At 65.4% G+C, this 18,111-nt stretch carries 17 protein-coding genes and 1 tRNA gene; 6 read left to right on the top strand and 12 right to left on the bottom strand.

From position 1 onward, the window contains the following. Positions 1–413: 413 nt before the first annotated feature. A complete protein-coding gene (locus tag SPHN_RS08200; RefSeq protein WP_248522651.1) occupies positions 414–1,427 on the bottom strand; it encodes a zinc-binding alcohol dehydrogenase family protein in 1,014 nt (337 codons plus the stop codon). Positions 1,428–1,575: 148 nt separating this feature from the next. On the opposite strand from SPHN_RS08200, the gene SPHN_RS08195 reads away from it, so the two are divergent. After that, a complete protein-coding gene (locus SPHN_RS08195) occupies positions 1,576–2,787 on the top strand; it encodes a toxic anion resistance protein (protein WP_248522650.1) in 1,212 nt (403 codons plus the stop codon). Positions 2,788–2,792: 5 nt separating this feature from the next. Further along, positions 2,793–3,500: a hypothetical protein gene (locus SPHN_RS08190; protein WP_248522649.1), complete on the top strand. Its 708-nt coding sequence runs from the start codon at positions 2,793–2,795 to the stop codon at positions 3,498–3,500. A 353-nt stretch (positions 3,501–3,853) separates the two neighbouring features. Here SPHN_RS08190 and SPHN_RS08185 read toward each other — a convergent pair whose 3' ends face one another. The 4 genes from SPHN_RS08185 to ubiA all read right to left on the bottom strand — a co-directional run bounded on the left by SPHN_RS08185 (position 3,854) and on the right by ubiA (position 8,226). Next, on the bottom strand, positions 3,854–4,693 hold the full coding sequence (locus SPHN_RS08185) for a hypothetical protein (RefSeq protein ID WP_248522648.1): 840 nt from the start codon (positions 4,691–4,693) through the stop codon (positions 3,854–3,856). A 424-nt stretch (positions 4,694–5,117) separates the two neighbouring features. Beyond that, positions 5,118–5,882 (bottom strand): 3'(2'),5'-bisphosphate nucleotidase CysQ, encoded by a 765-nt coding sequence (locus tag SPHN_RS08180; RefSeq protein WP_248522972.1) that lies wholly within the window; start codon positions 5,880–5,882, stop codon positions 5,118–5,120. Positions 5,883–5,928: 46 nt separating this feature from the next. After that, positions 5,929–7,275: a TldD/PmbA family protein gene (locus SPHN_RS08175; protein WP_248522647.1), complete on the bottom strand. Its 1,347-nt coding sequence runs from the start codon at positions 7,273–7,275 to the stop codon at positions 5,929–5,931. A gap of 9 nt (positions 7,276–7,284) precedes the next feature. Further along, the gene (gene ubiA, locus SPHN_RS08170) at positions 7,285–8,226 is read right to left on the bottom strand and encodes a 4-hydroxybenzoate octaprenyltransferase (protein WP_248522646.1); all 942 of its coding nucleotides are present in this window, start codon (positions 8,224–8,226) and stop codon (positions 7,285–7,287) included. An 82-nt stretch (positions 8,227–8,308) separates the two neighbouring features. On the opposite strand from ubiA, the gene SPHN_RS08165 reads away from it, so the two are divergent. From SPHN_RS08165 to SPHN_RS08155, 3 genes are all read left to right on the top strand, one after another. Further along, positions 8,309–8,470, top strand: coding sequence for a hypothetical protein (locus SPHN_RS08165; protein WP_248522645.1), 162 nt, complete (start codon positions 8,309–8,311; stop codon positions 8,468–8,470). Positions 8,471–8,707: 237 nt separating this feature from the next. Then, the gene (locus SPHN_RS08160; RefSeq protein ID WP_248522644.1) at positions 8,708–9,478 is read left to right on the top strand and encodes a 16S rRNA (uracil(1498)-N(3))-methyltransferase; all 771 of its coding nucleotides are present in this window, start codon (positions 8,708–8,710) and stop codon (positions 9,476–9,478) included. 90 nt (positions 9,479–9,568) lie between these two features. Next, entirely contained in the window at positions 9,569–10,942 is a 1,374-nt protein-coding gene (locus SPHN_RS08155) for a glutamate--cysteine ligase (RefSeq protein WP_248522643.1), read from the top strand. Between the two features lie 113 nt (positions 10,943–11,055). Here SPHN_RS08155 and SPHN_RS08150 read toward each other — a convergent pair whose 3' ends face one another. After that, complete coding sequence (locus SPHN_RS08150) at positions 11,056–12,363, bottom strand: methyltransferase family protein (protein WP_248522642.1); 1,308 nt, start codon at positions 12,361–12,363, stop codon at positions 11,056–11,058. 118 nt (positions 12,364–12,481) lie between these two features. Between SPHN_RS08150 and SPHN_RS08145 the strand changes: the two genes are divergently transcribed. Then, positions 12,482–12,555, top strand: a tRNA-Gly gene (locus SPHN_RS08145). Between the two features lie 36 nt (positions 12,556–12,591). Here the strand turns inward: SPHN_RS08145 and SPHN_RS08140 are convergent. The 6 genes from SPHN_RS08140 to groES form a co-directional block, all read right to left on the bottom strand. After that, complete coding sequence (locus SPHN_RS08140) at positions 12,592–13,047, bottom strand: winged helix DNA-binding protein (protein ID WP_248522641.1); 456 nt, start codon at positions 13,045–13,047, stop codon at positions 12,592–12,594. Between the two features lie 22 nt (positions 13,048–13,069). Then, the gene (locus tag SPHN_RS08135) at positions 13,070–13,528 is read right to left on the bottom strand and encodes a hypothetical protein (RefSeq protein ID WP_248522640.1); all 459 of its coding nucleotides are present in this window, start codon (positions 13,526–13,528) and stop codon (positions 13,070–13,072) included. Between the two features lie 43 nt (positions 13,529–13,571). Next, entirely contained in the window at positions 13,572–14,600 is a 1,029-nt protein-coding gene (locus SPHN_RS08130) for a sigma factor-like helix-turn-helix DNA-binding protein (protein ID WP_248522639.1), read from the bottom strand. Between the two features lie 291 nt (positions 14,601–14,891). After that, positions 14,892–15,461, bottom strand: coding sequence for a Uma2 family endonuclease (locus SPHN_RS08125; protein WP_282580497.1), 570 nt, complete (start codon positions 15,459–15,461; stop codon positions 14,892–14,894). A 198-nt stretch (positions 15,462–15,659) separates the two neighbouring features. Beyond that, positions 15,660–17,303 (bottom strand): chaperonin GroEL, encoded by a 1,644-nt coding sequence (gene groL, locus SPHN_RS08120; RefSeq protein WP_248522637.1) that lies wholly within the window; start codon positions 17,301–17,303, stop codon positions 15,660–15,662. A gap of 99 nt (positions 17,304–17,402) precedes the next feature. Then, a complete protein-coding gene (gene groES / locus SPHN_RS08115; protein WP_056052039.1) occupies positions 17,403–17,690 on the bottom strand; it encodes a co-chaperone GroES in 288 nt (95 codons plus the stop codon). Positions 17,691–18,111: the final 421 nt, after the last annotated feature.

Below are 18,111 nucleotides of genomic sequence, written 5' to 3'. Positions count from 1 at the left end.
GGACGCCAGAGGGGATATCGCAATCCTCCCCCGCAAGGGGGAGGTGTCGCCGAAGGTGACGGAGGGGGAGGACACTGAGCAGGCGTGGTGGCTTGCCTCCCCCTCCGTCAGGCGAAAGCCTGCCACCTCCCCTTGCGGGGGAGGATCGTGAGGTGGCGGCGACCTGCAACGCTCCGCAATCCATTTTATTCACCCCGGTGGAGGCCGGGGCCCAGTTGGGAAGGTGGCAATAACGACGTGCCGCCGTCCGTTAGCAACGTCCCCCAATTGGACCCCGGCCTTCGCCGGGGTGGTGCACACCCTTGCAAGTCATCCCCGCGGAGGCGGGGACCCATATTCTCAGGAGGCTGGCGACTTTATCTCTCGGCTTGCCAGTAGGGATTCCCGCCTGCGCAGGGAGGACTAGGGCGGTGTCAGAATCCCTCGAGCACGATCTTCCCCTTGGCCGTATGGGTCTCGATCCGCTCGTGCGCCCGCCGCAAATTCACCGCATCGATCTTCCCGAAATTCTCCGCAAGCGTCGTCCGGATCGTCCCCGCATCGACCAACGCCGCGACCTCGTCGAGCAACCTGCCCTGCTCGCCCATATCCGCGGTCTGGAACAGCGAGCGCGTGTACATCAGCTCCCAGTGGACCGAGATCGACTTCTGTTTCAGCGGCGCGATGTCGAGCGTCTTGGGATCGTCGATCAGCGCCAGGCGGCCCTGCGGCGCGAGCAGCGTGGCGATCTCGGTAATGTGCTCGTCGGTATGCGTCGTCGAGAACACATACGCCGGCGCGCCAAGCCCGAGCGCATCGACCTGCTCAGCGAGCGGCTTGCGGTGGTCGATCACGTGATGCGCGCCGAAATCCTCAACCCAGCCGCGCGTCTCGTCGCGCGACGCGGTGGCGATCACGGTCAGGTCAGTGAGCTGCCGCGCGAGCTGGATCGTGATCGATCCTACCCCGCCGGCACCGCCGATGATCAGGATCGCGTTGGCCGCACCGGGCACGGGTTTGCGCACGTCGAGGCGGTCGAACAGCGTCTCCCACGCGGTGATCGAGGTCAGCGGGAGCGCCGCCGCCTGCGCCCAATCGAGCGACTGCGGCTTGTGGCCGACGATCCGTTCGTCGACGAGGTGGTATTCGGCATTGGTGCCGGGCCGGTCGATCGCGCCAGCGTAGAACACCGCGTCGCCGACCGCGAACTTGGTCACGTCCGGGCCGACCGCGACGACGATACCCGCCGCGTCCCAGCCGAGCACCTGCGGCTTGCCATCCGGATCGGCGCGGTTCTGGCGGACCTTGGTGTCGACCGGGTTGACCGACACCGCCTTCACCTCGACGAGCAGGTCGCGGCCGGTCGCTTCGGGCTTGGCGATGTCGAGATCGACGAGCGACTGCAGATCGTCGATCGGAAGCGACTGGGTATAGCCGATGGCGCGCATGCTGGAACTCCTGTGATGTCGGCCCCAAGCTGTCGACGCCGTCCCTTGGTTTCAAGGCGCGGTTGGCAAGAGCGGTGTGTTATCTATATATGCCACTTGAACGCGGGACGGGTTGCAGCCACCATGTCCCATCGAACGGAGATAACGCATGGCGACGACACCCGAGACGCTGAACGAAGAGCCGGGCCTAGTGCTGACCCCGCCCGATCCGGTGCCGACCGTGGCCGCCTCAAAGGCCGCCGGGCTGGTGCCGGTCGACGCCGGCGTTAAGTCGCAGCTGGAGGAGCGCGTGTCGGGGTTCGTCACCGATCTCGTCGCGCAGGACGTCAACTCGCCCGAATTCGGCAAGCGCGTCGACGCGATCACCGCGATGGGCGCGAAGGAAATCCGCGAGGCGGCGGGGCAATCGAACCGCTTCCTCGATCGCCCAGTCAAGGCGATGGATCAGGAGACCGGCGTCGGCAAGGACCTCGCCGAGCTGCGCCGCGTCGTCGAGGATCTCGATCCCGGCAAGAAGGGCAACCTCACCGCGCCGCAGAAGCTGTTCGGGATCATCCCGTTCGGTGGCAAGATGCGCAATTATTTCGACGGCTATAAATCGTCGCAGACGCACATCGCACAGATCCTGAAGAGCCTCGGCTCGGGCAAGGACGAGCTGCTGATGGACAATGCCGCGATCGATACCGAACGCGCGAACCTGTGGGCGGCGATGGGTCGGCTCGAGCAGATGATCCATCTGTCGAAGACGATGGACGCCAAGCTGGAGGACGTCGCCAACGAGCTCGACCACAGCGATCCCGCCAAGGCCAAGGCGATCCGCGAGACCGCGCTGTTCTACACGCGCCAGCGGACGCAGGACCTGCTGACGCAGATGGCGGTGACCGTGCAGGGCTATCTCGCGCTCGATCTGGTCAAGAAGAACAATGTCGAGCTGGTGAAGGGCGTTGATCGCGCGTCGACCACGACCGTCTCGGCGCTGCGCACCGCGGTGACGGTGGCGCAGGCGCTGACCAACCAGAAGCTGGTGCTGGAGCAGATCACCGCGCTCAACACGACGACCGCGAACATCATCGATTCGACCGGCAAGCTGCTCAAATCGCAGACCGCGCAGATCCACGAGCAGGCCGCGTCGGCGACGATCCCGCTGGAGACGCTGCAACGCGCGTTCCAGAATATCTACGACACGATGGACGCGATCGACGTGTTCAAGCTGAAGGCGCTTGATTCGATGAAAGTGACGGTCGGCGCGTTGTCGAACGAGGTCGACAAATCGCGCGGGTATATCGCGCGTGCTGAAGGGGCCACCCAAGGCCAGCTCGGCGGACCTTCCGCCAGCCCGTTCAAGCTGGAGGCGATGTAACCCTCGTGAGCGAAGTCGACGACGCCATCGCCAGCGCCCGCGCCTCCTGGTCGCGCATTTCCGACGACCGGACGGGCACCGTCATCGCACGCGTGCCATCGCGGGGCCGGGCAAGGCAGACGCAGGCGATCGGCAAGCGGCTGACCCGGATCGCGGTCGCCGACGTGGCGATCCTGATCGCGGCGATGGTGATCGGCTGGATCGTGCCGCTCGGGATAGGTGGCGCGATGCTGGTGATGGCACTGCTGGTCGCCGCCACGGTGCTATTCGCGGTCTGGCCAGCGGAACGCGCACCGACACCCGAGCGCCTCGCCGCAGTCGACATCCGCGCCCTCCCCGCGCAGACCGAACGCTGGCTGGAGGCACAGCGCCCCGCCCTCCCCGCGCCGGCGATGACTTTGGTCGACAAGATCGGCCTGCGCCTCGAAACGCTGACGCCGCAACTCGCGACGCTCGACGCAAACACGCAGGAAGCGGTCGACGTGCGCAAACTGATCGGCGAACAATTGCCCGCCTTCGTCAAGGATTACGAAAAGGTCCCGGCATCGCTGCGCACTACGCCACGCAACGGCCGCACGCCCGACGCCGAACTGGTCGACGGGCTGAAACTGATCGAACAGGAAATCGGCGAAATGACCGCGCGCCTGGCACAGAGCGATCTCGACAATCTGTCGACGCGAGGGCGCTTCCTGGAGATGAAGTACAAGGAGTGAGCCGGTGAAACGCACCCGGCTCAGCGTCTGCCGCCGCAAGGCGCGCTTCGTGTCGGCGGCTGATGCGCTGGTGGTGGCGGGAGTCGGACGCGTACCGCTCAAAGTGTATCGGTGCGACCGTTGTGGCCAGTTTCATTTGACCAGCAGGACAAAGGGCAAAGGCGTTGGATCGCGAGAACATTAGTTTTCGTACAATGACGGCTATCTGCGCTGTCGTCGGCGCCGCCTAGGGCGGACGTTGCTTCAGATGTGATGCTGCGACCGTAATGTGGGCCGGGAGCTGCCGGGCAGCTTTGGGACTCGACCGGGCGAAAGCAGACGCCGGTTCGGGTGGGCTGATTGATGCTTCTAGCCTAGGTCACCCTTTTTGTCGCATCGGGATCGCGAACGGCGCTGAAAAGCTTCCAGCAAAAGATGGTTTCGGCACCGCAGGAGCAATGCGAGCGTGCTATCTCGTTCACTCTCATTTTATCGAGGGGCGCCTTCGGGAACCGGCGTTCCTCGCCGCACTTACAGGTTAAATAGACCGCCCGGACCCCGAAATTGATGTTGTCGCCCTCGATTTCGACCTCGTAGCTTTCGTTGCAGGCTGGGTTGATGCAATGGACGACCTTGCCGGCCGACAGCTGCTCGGAGCGGCGCTTGACGAGTTGACCGCATTCGCAGGTGAACGAGACACCAGGACCGAAGCCGTTCGAAGTCATGGTTCCGGTCGCAATCCGTTCGAGCTCGATCAGCGCCTGCTCGACCTTGGTGCGGATCGCGCCGGCGCTGCCAAATTGCGTAACACCGACATCGCTCGATTTTGGCAACGAGACATGCAGCGCGGTATTCGAAAGGGCATTCCAGAGCTTGGCGAGGCGCGCGCCATTGAAGCCCTGCTGCGTTCCGACCGGAACATAATCCTTTTTCGTCAGGTCTTCGCCTTCCACGGCGGGCTGGGTGCTGATGCTTAGCGTGTAGGTGGAGGCGACATGCGGATCGACATCCTCTGTGAGGAGCTTGATCACGAGATGCGGCTGCCAGCGGCGAACCTCCTCGTGCGATATATAGTCGTGCGCTCGCGCCAGCCGGTCATAGCAGATACGCTCGATGGCAAGGCGGCACTCGAGCGCGGCATAGGTCAGCGAGCGGTCCGACCCGTCAGCCAGATGCCGTTTGATGGTGTCGATTGTGTCGTGAAAGTCGATCATGGCCTCGTAACATAGACGCGCACCCTACACGAGCACCAGCTACCGCGCCTTGGAACCGAGTTAGTCTTTGCGCTCGTAAGCGGGCTTTCGGCAATCCTCCCAATTCCGTCATCCTGACGAAAGTCAGGATCCAGAGTTTCGGACGGCACCGCTCGTTGCTCTGGATCCCGGATCAAGTCCGGGATGACGCGCGGGAGGGGCACATCATATTATTCTTCATCCCTGCCATTTTGCTTCCGCCCAATCGTAGACATTCGCCTAGGAAGCCTCGCATCAGGCATGACAGCGCCCATCGACTGCGGCCGGACCTTCATCGGTCCTGTAATCGCAGGAATAATTCTGATCGTCCTCTTTCGCGGCTATGTGCTCTTCGCGTGGCTAGCAGACGACGTTTGACGTCCGCTTTCCTTCCCAATGATCGTCGTCACCCCAGCACTGTGCGCGCCCGGTGCGCTAACCGCTCGACGGCTGCGGCATGAATTCCCGGGATGCAGGCCAGCACCCCAAACGCCTGCGGCCGTGGTTTGTTGAACACCAGCGGCGCGCCCAGCGCGTCGCTCACCGTCGCCCCCGCCTCGCTCGCGACCAGCACGGCCGCGGCGATGTCCCATTCGTTGCCCCAACGGAGGGTGGCGACGAGGTCCGCTTCGTCGGCGGCGACCATGGCGATGCGGAGTGCGATCGAGTTGGGTTTGTGGACCATGACGAGGTCGCGGTCGGCTTTGGGGAGGGCGTCGACGGGGGTGCGGCTGCCGGCGAATTCGGTGCGGGTGCCGGTCTGGAGCGCCACGCCGTTGCGGGTGGCGCCCTGTCCGACCACGGCGCGCCAGTGCTCGTCGCGCGTGGGGGCGTCGAGGATGCCGATCACCGGGCGGCCGCGGTCGACCAGCGCGATCGAAACGCACCAGCCGGGCCGCGCGCGGATATAGTCGCGCGTGCCGTCGATCGGGTCGACCACCCAGAGCAGGTCGTGCGCGAGGCGGTCGCCGTTGTCGGCGGTTTCCTCGGACAGCCAGCCGGCTTCGGGCAGCAGGGTCGACAGGCGGGACTTGAGCATCCGGTCGATCGCGATGTCGAGCTCGCAGACCGGGCTACCGGGGGTCTTTTCCCAGCGCTGGAAATCGGTGTCGAAGCGGTCGTGCGCCATCGCGCCGGCCTCCATGGCGATCTTCGCGACGGCGTCGGCCATCGCGCGCAGCCATTCCGGCGACCGTTCCGGCCCGCGGCGGCGCGGATCAGCCACTCGCCACCGTCATGCCCTCCACGCGCAGGGTCGGCACGTTGACGCCGTAGCGGAATTCGAGATCGTTGGCGGGCGTCATCGCGAGGAACATGTCCTTCACGTTGCCCGCGATCGTGAACTCCGCGACCGGCGTGGTGATCTGGCCGTTCTCGATGCGGAAGCCTGCCGCGCCGCGGCTGTAGTCGCCAGTCACGCCGTTCGCGCCGCCGCCCATCAGTTCGGTGACGTAGACGCCCGATTCGATGTCGGCGATCAGCGTTTCGAGCGGGACATGGCCCGGCTCCATGAACACGTTGCTGGTCGCCACGCCGGGGCCGCCGCCGACACCGCGGGCGGCGTGGCCGGTGGGTTCGAGGCCGAGCTGGCGAGCCGAAGCGGAATCGAGCAGCCAGCGTTCGAGCATGCCGTCCTCGATGATGTCGCTCGGCGAAACGGGCAGCCCCTCGCCGTCGAACGGGCGCGAGCGCAGGCCGTGCGGGCGGTGCGGATCGTCGCGGATGGTGATGCCGTGCGCGAACACCTGGCTGCCGAGTGAGTCGAGCAGGAAGCTGGTTTTCCGCGTGATCGCCTGCCCCGAGATCGCGCCGAGCATGTGGCCGACCAGCGATCCACCGACGCGGCGGTCGTAGACGATCGTGGTCGGACCGCTGGTCAGGCGGCCGGGGTTGAGGCGGGCGACGGCCTGCTCGCCGGCGCGGCGGCCGATTGCTTCGGGCGATTCGAGATGCGCGCGGAGGCGGGCGCTGCTGTGCGCGTAGTCGCGCTGCATGCCGCCGCCCTCGCCCGCCAGGACGCTGGCCGAGACACCGTAGCCGGTCGCGGCATAGGCGCCGGCGAACCCGTGGCTGGTGGCGAGCGCCCAGACACTGCGCGAGGCGCTCGCGCCGCCGCCTTCGCTGTTCGAGACGCCGGGGACCGCGCGGGCGGCGTCCTCGGCTTCGAGGGCTGCGTCGCGGAGTTGCTCGGGGCTGGCTTCGCCGCCGTCGTCCAGACCGAGCATCGGGATGATGCCGTGGAGCAGGCGATCGGCGGGGGCGAGACCGGCCCAGGGGTCTTCCGGTGCCTCGCGTGCCATCGCCACCGCTCGCTCGACCAGCGCATCCATAGCCGCGGTCGACAGGTCGGAGGTGGAGACGCTGGCGGAGCGCTGGCCGACGAACACACGCAGGCCGAGATCCTCGCTTTCGGAACGGCCTATATCCTCGAGCTTGCCGAGACGGATCGACACGTCGAGCGCGGCGTCGGCGGCAAAGACCGCATCGGCGGCGTCGGCGCCCGCCGCCTTCGCGCGCTGGACGATGTCGTGGGCGCGGTCGCGGGCTTGGTCTGGGGTCAGCATATCAGCGAGTTAGGGATGCAGGCTCGTGCCGACAACCACGCACGCGAGGAACATCAGCAGTCCGGCGAACCGGTTGGCGCGGAACCGGGCGAGCGCGGCGGTGCCTGCGCCCTCGTGCGTGTCGGGTTTGAGGGTCGCGACCTGCCACGTGAGGTGGAGCGCGACGGGGACGAGCGCGGCGACCGCGAGCGGGTCGGGGCGGACTTGCCAGAAGGCTGCGGCCCATAAGGCGACGGCAGCGACGTAGAAGGCGCCGACGCCGGCCTTTACATGGGCGCCCATGCGGAGTGCGGACGAGCGGATGCCGATCATCGCATCGTCCTCACGGTCTTGGAGCGCGTAGATCGTGTCGTAGCCGATCACCCACGCGATCGAACCGGCGTAGAGCAGCCACATCGGCGTTTCGAGCGCGCCGGCGATATCGCTCCAGCCGACCAGAAGCGCCCAGGAGAAGACGATGCCGAGCCACGCCTGCGGCCACCAGGTGATGCGCTTCATAAACGGGTAGGCGGCGACGGGGGCGAGGCTGGCGAGCGCGACGATCGCGGCGAAAAAGGTGAGTTGCAGCAGGACGGCGAACCCGATCAGGCAGAGCGCGACGAGCCAGACCCAGGCGAGCTTTATCGAGACGAGGCCGCTCGGGATCGGCCGGGCGCGGGTGCGCGCGACCTGCGCGTCGAGATCGCGGTCGACGATGTCGTTGAACACGCAGCCTGCGCCGCGCATCGCGATGCTGCCGAGGAGGAGCCAAAGGATCATGTCCCAGCGCTGCACCGCGCCACCGGCGAGCGCGACGCCCCAGGCGCCGGGCCAGAACAGCAGCCACCAGCCGATCGGGCGGTCGAAGCGGGCAAGCAGCGCCAGGCCACGGAGGGTGGGCGGGAGGCTACCGACCAGCCCTCGGTGCTCGCTGTCGGGGACGATTTCCGCGTGGCTCGGCTGGGTCTGCATGCAGGGGGCGTAGGAAGACGGGGTTTGGCGCGCAAGCCTTTGCCGGCTACCGGTAAGGCGTGTCGCGTGTGGAGCCTCTTTTGTGATCGGCCTTTCGGTCGCGGTCGGCCGCTTCGTCGAGGCGTTGTTCTGGGGTATTTTCCGCGTCGCGGGGGCGGTTGCCGGGGTGTTGATCCTCGGCGTCGTGGTTTTGGTTGTTGCGTGGGTGGTGGCGCGGAAGATGTGGGTGCGGCGCAAACGCTGAACGCCGCTTCCCGGAGAGGCCCCTCCTAAAATCCTCCCCGGCACGGGGAGGGGGACCGTTCGCCATCGGCGAAGGGTGGAGGGGGATCACCGCGAGCGTTCCGCTGGTAGCGGAGAGCCTCGCAAGTGCCGCTTCTGTTAACGCCCCGGACGCCGCCGTTAACTTCGCGGAAGCCCCCCTCCACCAGCTGCGCTGGTCCCCCTCCCCGTGCCGGGGAGGATTTGCTAGAGGCGAGTTATGCCCGCAACCCCCGCCTGGCCGCCGCAATCCACGCCGCGCCTTTTCGTCGATCGCCTCCTCGCGCACGGCCCGCTCCACATCGACGGCCCCGCCGCGCATTATCTCGCAGGCGTGATGCGTATGAAGATCGGCGATCCGGTGAAGCTGTTCGACGATCGCACCGGCGAATGGCTCGGCGTCGCGTCGAGCGTCGGCAAGCGCGACCTCGTGCTCGACGTCACCGAATTGCTGCGACCGCGCGAGGACGTGCCTGATCTATGGCTGTGCGCTGCACCGCTCAAGAAGAGCCGGGTCGACTGGATGGCGGAGAAGGCGTGCGAGCTCGGCGTCGCGCGCCTGCAGCCCGTCGTCACGCGCCGCACCATCGTCGACAAGCCCAATACCGAGCGGCTGCGCACGCAGATGATCGAGGCGGCCGAGCAATGCGGGCGCACCGCGCTGCCCGAGGTGACCGAACCGGTGAAGTTTGCCGCATTGCTCCGCGACTGGCCTGAAGACCGCGCGCTGTTCTTCGCCGACGAGACCGGCGGCGTGCCCGCTCTGGAGGCGATGCGCACGCGGCCCGGCCCGGCGGCGATCCTGATCGGGCCTGAGGGTGGCTTCGATGCCGACGAGCGCGAGGCGATCCGCGCGCATCCGCAAGCGGTTGGAATCGGGCTCGGGCCGCGCATCCTGCGAGCGGAAACCGCGGCGGGCGCTGCGGTCGCGTTGTGGATGGCGGCGGCGGGCGACTGGCGCGGCAACGAGGCGGGCGGCGGGGACAGATAAGGGGGCGGGATAACGGGCTGCGGCGCAATACCTACCGATTGGTCCGAATCCCCTCTAGCGGGCACGTTCATCGCCGCGTAAGGCGCGGCGATGACGACGATTCCAGCGCCTAAAAAGACCAGCCCGACGATCGAGTCGCGCGACCAGTTGATCGCTAGCTTCGCGGGCGGCGAGAAGCCGAAGGATGCGTGGCGGATCGGCACCGAGCATGAGAAGTTCGTCTATGCGAACGGCGATCACCATGCGCCTTCGTATGACGAGCCGAGCGGCATCCGCGCGCTGCTCGGCGAGCTGGAGCAATATGGCTGGAAGCCGGTCATGGAGGGCGGAAACGCGATCGCCATGTCGGGTCCCGACGGCAGCATCAGCCTGGAGCCCGCGGGCCAATTCGAACTCTCCGGCGCGCCGCTCGATAGCCTGCACGAGACCTGCGCCGAGACCGGGCGTCATCTGGAGCAGGTGAAGGCCGCAGGCGAGAAGCTCGGCATCGGCTTCCTCGGGCTCGGCATGTGGCCGGACAAGACGCGTGCCGAACTGCCGACGATGCCCAAGGGGCGCTATGCGATCATGCTGCGGCACATGCCGCGCGTCGGCAGCATGGGCCTCGACATGATGCTGCGAACCTGCACGATCCAGGTGAACCTGGATTACGCGTCCGAGGCGGACATGGTGAAGAAATTCCGCGTCGGGCTGGCGCTCCAGCCGCTCGCGACCGCGCTGTTGGCGAACTCGCCGTTCACCGAAGGCAAGCCCAACGGCATGCTCTCGTATCGCAGCCATATCTGGTCGGACACGGATCCACACCGCACGGGCATGCTGCCGTTCGTGTTCGAGGATGGCTTCGGCTATGAGCGCTACGCCGAGTACGCGCTCGATGTGCCGATGTACTTCGTCTACCGCGACGGGAAATATATCGACGCCGCCGGGCTATCGTTCCGCGACTTCCTGAAGGGCGAATTGTCGGTGTTGCCGGGGGAAAAGCCGACGCTCGACGACTGGACCGATCATCTCTCGACCGCGTTCCCCGAGGTTCGGTTGAAGACGTTCCTCGAGATGCGCGGTGCCGATGGCGGGCCGTGGAACCGGATCTGTGCGCTGCCGGCCTTGTGGGTCGGGCTGCTGTACGATCAGGGTGCGCTCGATGCGGCGTGGGATCTGGTCAAGGACTGGACGATCGACGAGCGTCAGGCGCTGCGCGATGCGGTGCCGAAGCTGGGGCTGGACGCGCCGATCGCGGGCGGCGGCAAGCTGCGCGACATCGCGGGCCAAGCGCTCGACATTGCCGGGGCCGGGCTGACGGCGCGGGCGCGGTTCAACCGGGCTGGCGACAACGAAAGCGGCTTCCTCGATCCGCTGCGTGAGATCGTTCGCAGCGGCAAGGTGCCGGCGGAGGTGTTGCTTGAGAAGTATCACGGGGCCTGGGGTGGCGACGTCTCGAAGGTGTACGACGAATCGAGCTTCTAACTCGCTTGTCGCTTCGGGCGTGCGGTAGCCGACCACCTCATCCGTCATCCTGACGAAAGTCAGGATCCAGCGTTACGAACGCCGCCATTCGTGGCTCTGGGCCCGGACTTTCGTCAGGGTGACGGCTTGGATGTGGTCGCCTCCCCTTGCCCCCGCAGCTTCGCGAAGAAGCGCGGCACTAGGCCGTTGCGGGACATCCAGTCGAAATAGACGCGGTAGTCCGGGTCGAGCTTCAGGTGTCGCTCCTCTGTCTTGGCGCGCCAGTAATACACGCCACTGACCGCTGCCATCAGCAGCGTCGCGCGCGCCGCGTCGACCATGCTGCCGAGCGTCAGGACCGGGATCGTCGAGATCCACCAGAACAGGTTCTTTGACAGATAGGCCGGATGACGCGAGATCGCATACGGCCCGTGTGTCAGGATGCCGCGGTTGGTGAGGTTCGAAAAGCGGAGGCCGAACGCCATTGTCGCCCACGCATAGATCGCGGTCAGTCCGACCAGCACCGCACCGATCAGGGTCAGCAGGATTGGATGGCCCTGAAACCAGTAGGCCCAGTCCGACGTGCCGGGATGGTAATCGAGCGGGCCGCCCGTGGTCATGAGAATGAACGGCGGATAGCACATCAGCGCGGGCATCCACGCCGCCGCGAACGGATTGGCGCTGCGGATGTGTGAATCGAGGGGGCGGAAGGTGAGAAGATAGCCGACCGTTGCGAACGCCACGTCGATCAGGAACATCAGCGTCACCAGCCAACTCGCCAACGCGACCGGATCGCGGAGCACGGATGCGACATCGCCGCGGACGAAGTCGCCGAACCCCGGCGGGACGATCGCGAGCATGAAGGCGAGGAAGAAGGTCTTCACGCCCCACGCGCGCAGATGGCCATAGATCGCCTCATGGTCGACGCCCGCCTGCCCCGTCATCCAAGCCCCGAGATGCCACGCGCCGTCACGCGGCTCGACCAGATAGCGGTCGATCCAGAGCACGTATGGGATGGAGGCGACGAACAGGATCGGTGCGGCATTGGTGAAGCACCACATCGCGAACGCGAAATTGCCCTGCCAGTAGAAACGTCCGGCGCCATAAATCACCGCGATCGCTGCCCAAGTTGCCCATAGCCCGGCCAGCTTGGTCAAACTGAGGTCCAACGTATCACGCCAGGGGTTGCCCGCAGACCAGTCGATACCAGTACTTGTGCTCAGATGGACTTTATCGACGAGCAGCGACCAGACGATCATCGGTGCGCCGCACGCGGCGACGTTGATCAGCGCCGAATAGGGCCCGTCCATGCCGAAATGCCGCGCGATGCCGATCCAGGCGAGCACGCCGGCGAGCCCGGCCAAGCCGGCGCCGTGGCTGACCGCCGACTTCGGTCGGGGATCAGTCGTGGCAGGAACGGCAATCGCTGGGTCGTGATCCATGCCGGCGGCCTAGCGCAATAAGGTAATGAAGGCATGAAGCATGTTTGGGTGCGACCACACGGACGCTTGCGCAGTGCGCTCTGCGACGCTAGTTCCACCGCTCGCTCAAGCGTGCCGGGCGGGTATAGTACAATGGTAGTACAGCAGCCTTCCAAGCTGAATACACGGGTTCGATTCCCGTTACCCGCTCCAATTAGTCCCGTTCGCGACACCCCATACGGAAAATCTTCACGGCGTCGTCAGGCGGCTCAACAACGTCGCCATGCGCCGCTGACCCGACACCGTCAGCTGTACGTGCGAACGGCGACCGTCGCGTTCGTCGCGCGTGCGTTCGACCAGTCCGGCGTCCTGCAGGATCGATAGATAGCGCAACGCGGTGGCGGAAGGCGACCGGGCACCGATACAGACCGCCGATACGCTGAGCCGGCGCCCCTCGTGATCCGAGATGAACAAGTCGAGCAGGATGTCCCAGGCGGGTTCGGAAAAGAGCGTTCCGCCAAGAAGCGTATCCCGCAACTGGCGCACTTCGTACAGGCGCCGCGCGACCTGCACGAGTATTGCCTGCGACGGTAGCGTAGGATGCCCGACGTTCCGCGGCAGTGAGATCGGCATAGCGACGATCTGGCTCCCCGGTGGGGCGATGAGCGGCGCCAGCACCGGCGCGGTGGAGAGTGCGTGGTTCATGAGCCTCTTTTCCGAAAAGCGATTAGCCGAGCGTCGGGTCCTGCCGACTCCAGTCGAGATCCCAGCCGCGCGCCCGGATCCGTTGCGAATGCCTGAGCGTGCCGATCACGAGCACCAGGACGATGGGATAACTCCACGCGGCCGCGAGCACGGCATAGACGAGCCGAATGACGTCGGGACTGACCGCCTTTGCCAGATGCGCGCCTGATCCCAACGCATGCAGCGCCGTCACCCAGGCCGGCCAAAACCGATCGGCATGCAACGTGATCGCGATCATCGTCGCCAACAACAGCAGATCGACGATCATCACGCCGATTTCCAACCCCGAGAAGAGCGAGGGAATATCCCGTTGGAGGATACCGGTCGACGCTGCCGCTATAAGCAACGCCAAGCCGGTCAGCCGTTCCGGCGCTCCCCCACGCCACAGCGCGTAGCCGGACGCGGCCAGTTGAATTGCATAAAACGCCCAGACTCGATCCAACGCATAGCTCCCAAACCGGCGAGGTTGGACCGAAACCGGTCGTTCAGGCGACTGCTGCCAAGCGGGGTGGAGCGTCGCCCAGCGAAATTCCGCCAAGCACACCCTCGTTGGGCGGACATTCCGCCGTATCGCCATAGCCGTAGAACTGGCCCAGCCCGATGTCGTGACGGACATCGATCAGCGCCCGGTGCGCTTCGACGAAGCGCTGACGCGCATTGATCATATCGAACGATGCCTGCGAGACCATTTGCAACGCCGCCGTGCCCGTCCCCACCGGAAGGTTGGCGGCTACACGCTGCTGTAACAGCGTCGACACGCATGATGCCGCCAACATAGCCGCCTGGTCGACCGCAGCCTCCGCCTTCAAGAATATCGTCGTCACCGCATTGGTGGCGTCGCGTCGCTGTCTCAGCATCGAAACTCTCCCCGTTGGCGCCGGCGTTACGGCACCGTGCATGGGAGCCGTGTTCCCCCGGTTCGCTCGCAACAGGCTGGTCAGCGTCATTGCCATGTTCACGATCGCCATCGACGTGACAGCGATCAGGCCCATGAGTCCGATCAGTCTGACGAGCCGGTCGCCGACCGAAACCCGGTTGCGCGCCTCTCCCATCGAACCACTGCCCTGGGACAGTCCCAGGAAGCGGCGAACAAGCCCCCACGGCCCGGTCGCCGCACTGTCTGCCCGGACAATTGGGGGATTGGGAATGTCGAATGGTTCGGATGGGAGACGTTCGTATGCCGCGGGCGGCGCATCGGAACGGCCTGCACCGCCGTCTCGCCGACCGCCTGGTCCCGGTCTTGCCCCCCCCCAGCCAGACGCCCCGCCGGCTCCCCCGTCGGCTGTCCCGTCAAATGTCACCGGGCTACCGTGCTCATGCTGCTGAAGACGGCGCGCAGCCTCGAACCGAGTGCCAACGCCAAGAACCTGGACCGCACGCTCGATCCGCTTGTCGATCGCCGAAGGCGACACGTTGAATTGTGCCGCGATCTCCTTCGAATTGTGATGCGTCAGCACCAGTCGCAGGCAGGCGCGCTGGGCCTCGGTCAACTGCTCGATGCGTTCTGCGGTCATGGCGCGATGGTAGCGCGAACTCGCCTGGGTTGCACCTTTCACTTGCATCAAGATGCACGCTCTGCGGGACGATCGCGCAGGGTGCTGAGATTGGAGGAAAGTCCCGGTGCCAGACAGCCAGATCGCGCTCGATGTGGGAACAAACTGACCGGACTATGGCTCGCGTCGCCCAGCGCGATCGCCTGGAAGCCGGCGTTCGCATGTGATGGCGTGGCTCTTGGGACATCCTATCGCGCCGCTGGCGACACTCCCTGCAGCCCTTGAGAAAGTCCGATAAAGAAATGGCAGGCGTTAGTCCCGGGCGAAGATTTCGGCGTGCGGGATGGTGAGATCGAGTGACGGCAAAAGGACATCGGCACGGTCCGGAAGCCAGTCGTCGGTCCAGCCGCCGCTCGGCGTGCGCCGGACGAGGCGGATGCGTTCGTCGGTCGGGTCGACCAGTACGATCTCGCGAGTGCCGTCGAGCTGGCGGTACTCCTCGAGCTTGACCTTCTGGTCGTAGGAGGAGGTTGACGGCGAAAGCACTTCGAACACGACCTGTGGGTCGCCGAGAAGCTTCTTGCGGTCGTTGCCAGGGGCCGAAGGGTTGTTGCAGTAGATGCTGAGGTCGGGAAATCGTATCGACCGCTCGCCGGTGCGGGTGGCGAAGTTGGAGCCGTAGGGGCGGCAGCCGGTGCCACGGAGCTTGGGGTGGAAATATGCCAGAAGATTGGCGGCAATACGGGCGTGAACCTCGTTTCCACCCGCCATGATGTAGATCAGTCCGTCTTCGAGCTCGGCCTTCGCGCCGCCGAAATCCATGTCGAGGAATTCATCGACTTCGACTCGGCGATAGGCGGGATCTAGACGGACTGCAGCCATGGGTGGCAGGGTATACCCTTCGGGCGGACAAACAAAGGACCGGGGATTGCTCCCCGGCCCTTTGCTTTGGTCGTCTGTTTGGAACGGAGGACCGGTGAAGCCGGCCCTTTTCGTCGGACGGGACTGGTGGCTTCGCCGCCAGCCCGCCGGCCGTTCTGATCTTGTGTCCGGGCCAGCCTTCGCTGGCCCGGTCCAAGATCAGAAGTCCATGCCGCCCATGCCGCCCATGCCGCCGCCGCCCATGGGCATGGCGGGCTTGTCTTCGGCCATTTCGCTCACGGCCGCTTCGGTCGTGATCAGGAGGCCTGCGACCGATGCTGCGTTCTGCAGCGCGGTGCGGACGACCTTGGTCGGATCGATCACGCCGGCTTCCACCAGGTTCTCGTAGGTGTCGGTCGCGGCGTTGAAGCCGATCGACGTGTCGTTGCCGTCGAGCAGCTTGCCCGAAACCACCGCACCGTCATGACCTGCGTTCTGCGCGATCTGGCGAACCAGAGCCGTCAGCGATTTCCGCACGATATCGATACCGCGCGTCTGGTCCTCGTTCGCACCGGTCAGGCCGTCGAGGGCCTTGGTCGCGTACAGCAACGCCGTACCACCACCGGGGACGATGCCCTCTTCGACGGCTGCGCGGGTTGCGTGCAGCGCGTCGTCGACGCGGTCCTTGCGCTCCTTGACCTCAACCTCGGACGAACCACCGACCTTGATGACGGCAACGCCGCCGGCAAGCTTGGCGAGACGCTCCTGAAGCTTCTCCTTGTCGTAGTCGCTGGTCGTGTTCTCGATCTGCTGGCGGATCGCTTCGGTGCGGCCCTTGATCGTGTCGTGATCGCCAGCACCGTCGACGATAACGGTGTTGTCCTTGTCGATCGTGACGCGCTTAGCGGTGCCGAGCATGCCGAGCGTGACGGTCTCGAGCTTGATGCCGAGGTCTTCCGAGATCATCTCGCCCTTGGTCAGGATCGCGATGTCCTCGAGCATCGCCTTGCGACGATCGCCGAAGCCCGGTGCCTTGACCGCTGCGACCTTCAGGCCGCCGCGCAGCTTGTTGACGACGAGCGTGGCGAGAGCCTCACCCTCGATGTCCTCGGCGATGATCAGGAGCGGACGACCCGACTGAACGACGGCTTCCAGGATCGGGAGCATCGCCTGCAGGTTCGACAGCTTCTTCTCGTGGATCAGGATGTAGGGATCCTGAAGCTCGACCGACATCTTCTCGGGGTTGGTGATGAAGTACGGCGACAGATAGCCGCGGTCGAACTGCATGCCTTCGACGACGTCGAGCTCGAATTCGAGACCCTTGGCTTCCTCGACGGTGATCACGCCTTCCTTGCCGACCTTCTCCATGGCTTCGGCGATCTTCTCGCCGACTTCACGGTCGCCGTTTGCCGAGATGATGCCGACCTGCGCCACTTCCTTCGAACCCGAAACGGGCTTCGAACGTGCCTTGACGTCCTCGACGACCTTGACGACGGCGAGATCGATGCCCCGCTTCAGATCCATCGGGTTCATGCCCGCTGCGACCGACTTCATGCCTTCACGGACGATCGCCTGAGCGAGGACTGTTGCAGTGGTCGTGCCGTCACCGGCGATGTCGTTGGTCTTCGAGGCCACTTCGCGCAGCATCTGCGCACCCATGTTCTCGAACTTGTCCTTGAGCTCGATCTCCTTGGCGACGGTGACGCCGTCCTTGGTGATGCGCGGTGCGCCGAAGCTCTTGTCGATGACGACGTTGCGGCCCTTGGGGCCCAAGGTCACCTTGACCGCGTCGGCGAGGATGTCGACGCCGCGGAGGATGCGCTCACGCGCGTCACGACCGAATTTCACGTCCTTGGAAGCCATGTCAGCTGCCCTTTCAGAATTTTTGCGTCACCCCAGCGAACGCTGGGGTCTTGCAGTAATTGGGAGACCCCAGCTTCCGCTGGGGTGACGAGAAGGTGGTTAGCCGACGATCCCAAGGATGTCGGATTCCTTCATGATCAGCAGGTCTTCGCCGTCGACCTTGACCTCGGTGCCCGACCACTTGCCGAACAGGATCTTGTCGCCGGTCTTGACGTCGAGCGGGGTGATCGTGCCATTCTCGGCGCGGGTGCCGGTGCCGATGGCGACGACTTCGCCTTCCTGCGGCTTTTCCTTGGCGGTGTCGGGGATGATGATGCCGCCAGCCGTCTTCTCTTCGGCTTCGAGGCGCTTCACCAGCACGCGATCATGCAATGGACGAAAGTTCATGGGATCCATGTCCTTTTGGGATTGTGACAGATTTCTGGCACTCGGGGATCCCGAGTGCCAACGGACGGCATATGTGCCTCGGGGTGCGGCATGTCAAAGGTTCCGGGAGTGAAATTTTTTCGGGCGGGCGTGGTATTCGGGCATCGTGGCTAAAGGGGGTGGTGGACCGCACTGCTAACGCCCGGCCGTTCTCCTGCGCACGCAGGAGTCCAGGATTACGGAGGGCGGCGCTTGGTATCCTGTGGTATCCTGGGCTCCTGCGTTCGCAGGAGAACTGGGGTGGGGCGACTCCCCTTCTGCTCCCCTTCCGCTTGCGGGAGGGGTCGGGGGAGGGGCTTTTTCGGGCGGGGCGTTTGGGGCACGCCCCTCCCCTAACCCCTCCCGCAAGGTGGAGGGGAATGCTGTAGCGCCCAGACGCAGG

It is taken from the genome of Sphingomonas faeni, assembly GCF_023195535.1.
Taxonomy (GTDB): domain Bacteria; phylum Pseudomonadota; class Alphaproteobacteria; order Sphingomonadales; family Sphingomonadaceae; genus Sphingomonas; species Sphingomonas faeni_B.
The sequence above is the reverse complement of the archived record's forward strand: the minus strand, read 5'-3'. Positions and strand labels throughout refer to the sequence as shown.

Coding starts and splice junctions, on each gene's coding strand:
- SPHN_RS08160 (WP_248522644.1), top strand. CDS start 8,708: ATGCCCGCAACCCCCGCCTGGCCGCCGCAATCCACGCCGCGCCTTTTC.
- SPHN_RS08175 (WP_248522647.1), bottom strand. CDS start 7,275: ATGCTGACCCCAGACCAAGCCCGCGACCGCGCCCACGACATCGTCCAG.
- SPHN_RS08130 (WP_248522639.1), bottom strand. CDS start 14,600: ATGACCGCAGAACGCATCGAGCAGTTGACCGAGGCCCAGCGCGCCTGC.
- SPHN_RS08125 (WP_282580497.1), bottom strand. CDS start 15,461: ATGGCTGCAGTCCGTCTAGATCCCGCCTATCGCCGAGTCGAAGTCGAT.
- SPHN_RS08200 (WP_248522651.1), bottom strand. CDS start 1,427: ATGCGCGCCATCGGCTATACCCAGTCGCTTCCGATCGACGATCTGCAG.
- SPHN_RS08150 (WP_248522642.1), bottom strand. CDS start 12,363: ATGGATCACGACCCAGCGATTGCCGTTCCTGCCACGACTGATCCCCGA.
- groES (WP_056052039.1), bottom strand. CDS start 17,690: ATGAACTTTCGTCCATTGCATGATCGCGTGCTGGTGAAGCGCCTCGAA.
- SPHN_RS08180 (WP_248522972.1), bottom strand. CDS start 5,882: ATGGCCGACGCCGTCGCGAAGATCGCCATGGAGGCCGGCGCGATGGCG.
- SPHN_RS08185 (WP_248522648.1), bottom strand. CDS start 4,693: ATGATCGACTTTCACGACACAATCGACACCATCAAACGGCATCTGGCT.
- groL (WP_248522637.1), bottom strand. CDS start 17,303: ATGGCTTCCAAGGACGTGAAATTCGGTCGTGACGCGCGTGAGCGCATC.
- SPHN_RS08155 (WP_248522643.1), top strand. CDS start 9,569: ATGACGACGATTCCAGCGCCTAAAAAGACCAGCCCGACGATCGAGTCG.
- SPHN_RS08140 (WP_248522641.1), bottom strand. CDS start 13,047: ATGAACCACGCACTCTCCACCGCGCCGGTGCTGGCGCCGCTCATCGCC.
- ubiA (WP_248522646.1), bottom strand. CDS start 8,226: ATGCAGACCCAGCCGAGCCACGCGGAAATCGTCCCCGACAGCGAGCAC.
- SPHN_RS08195 (WP_248522650.1), top strand. CDS start 1,576: ATGGCGACGACACCCGAGACGCTGAACGAAGAGCCGGGCCTAGTGCTG.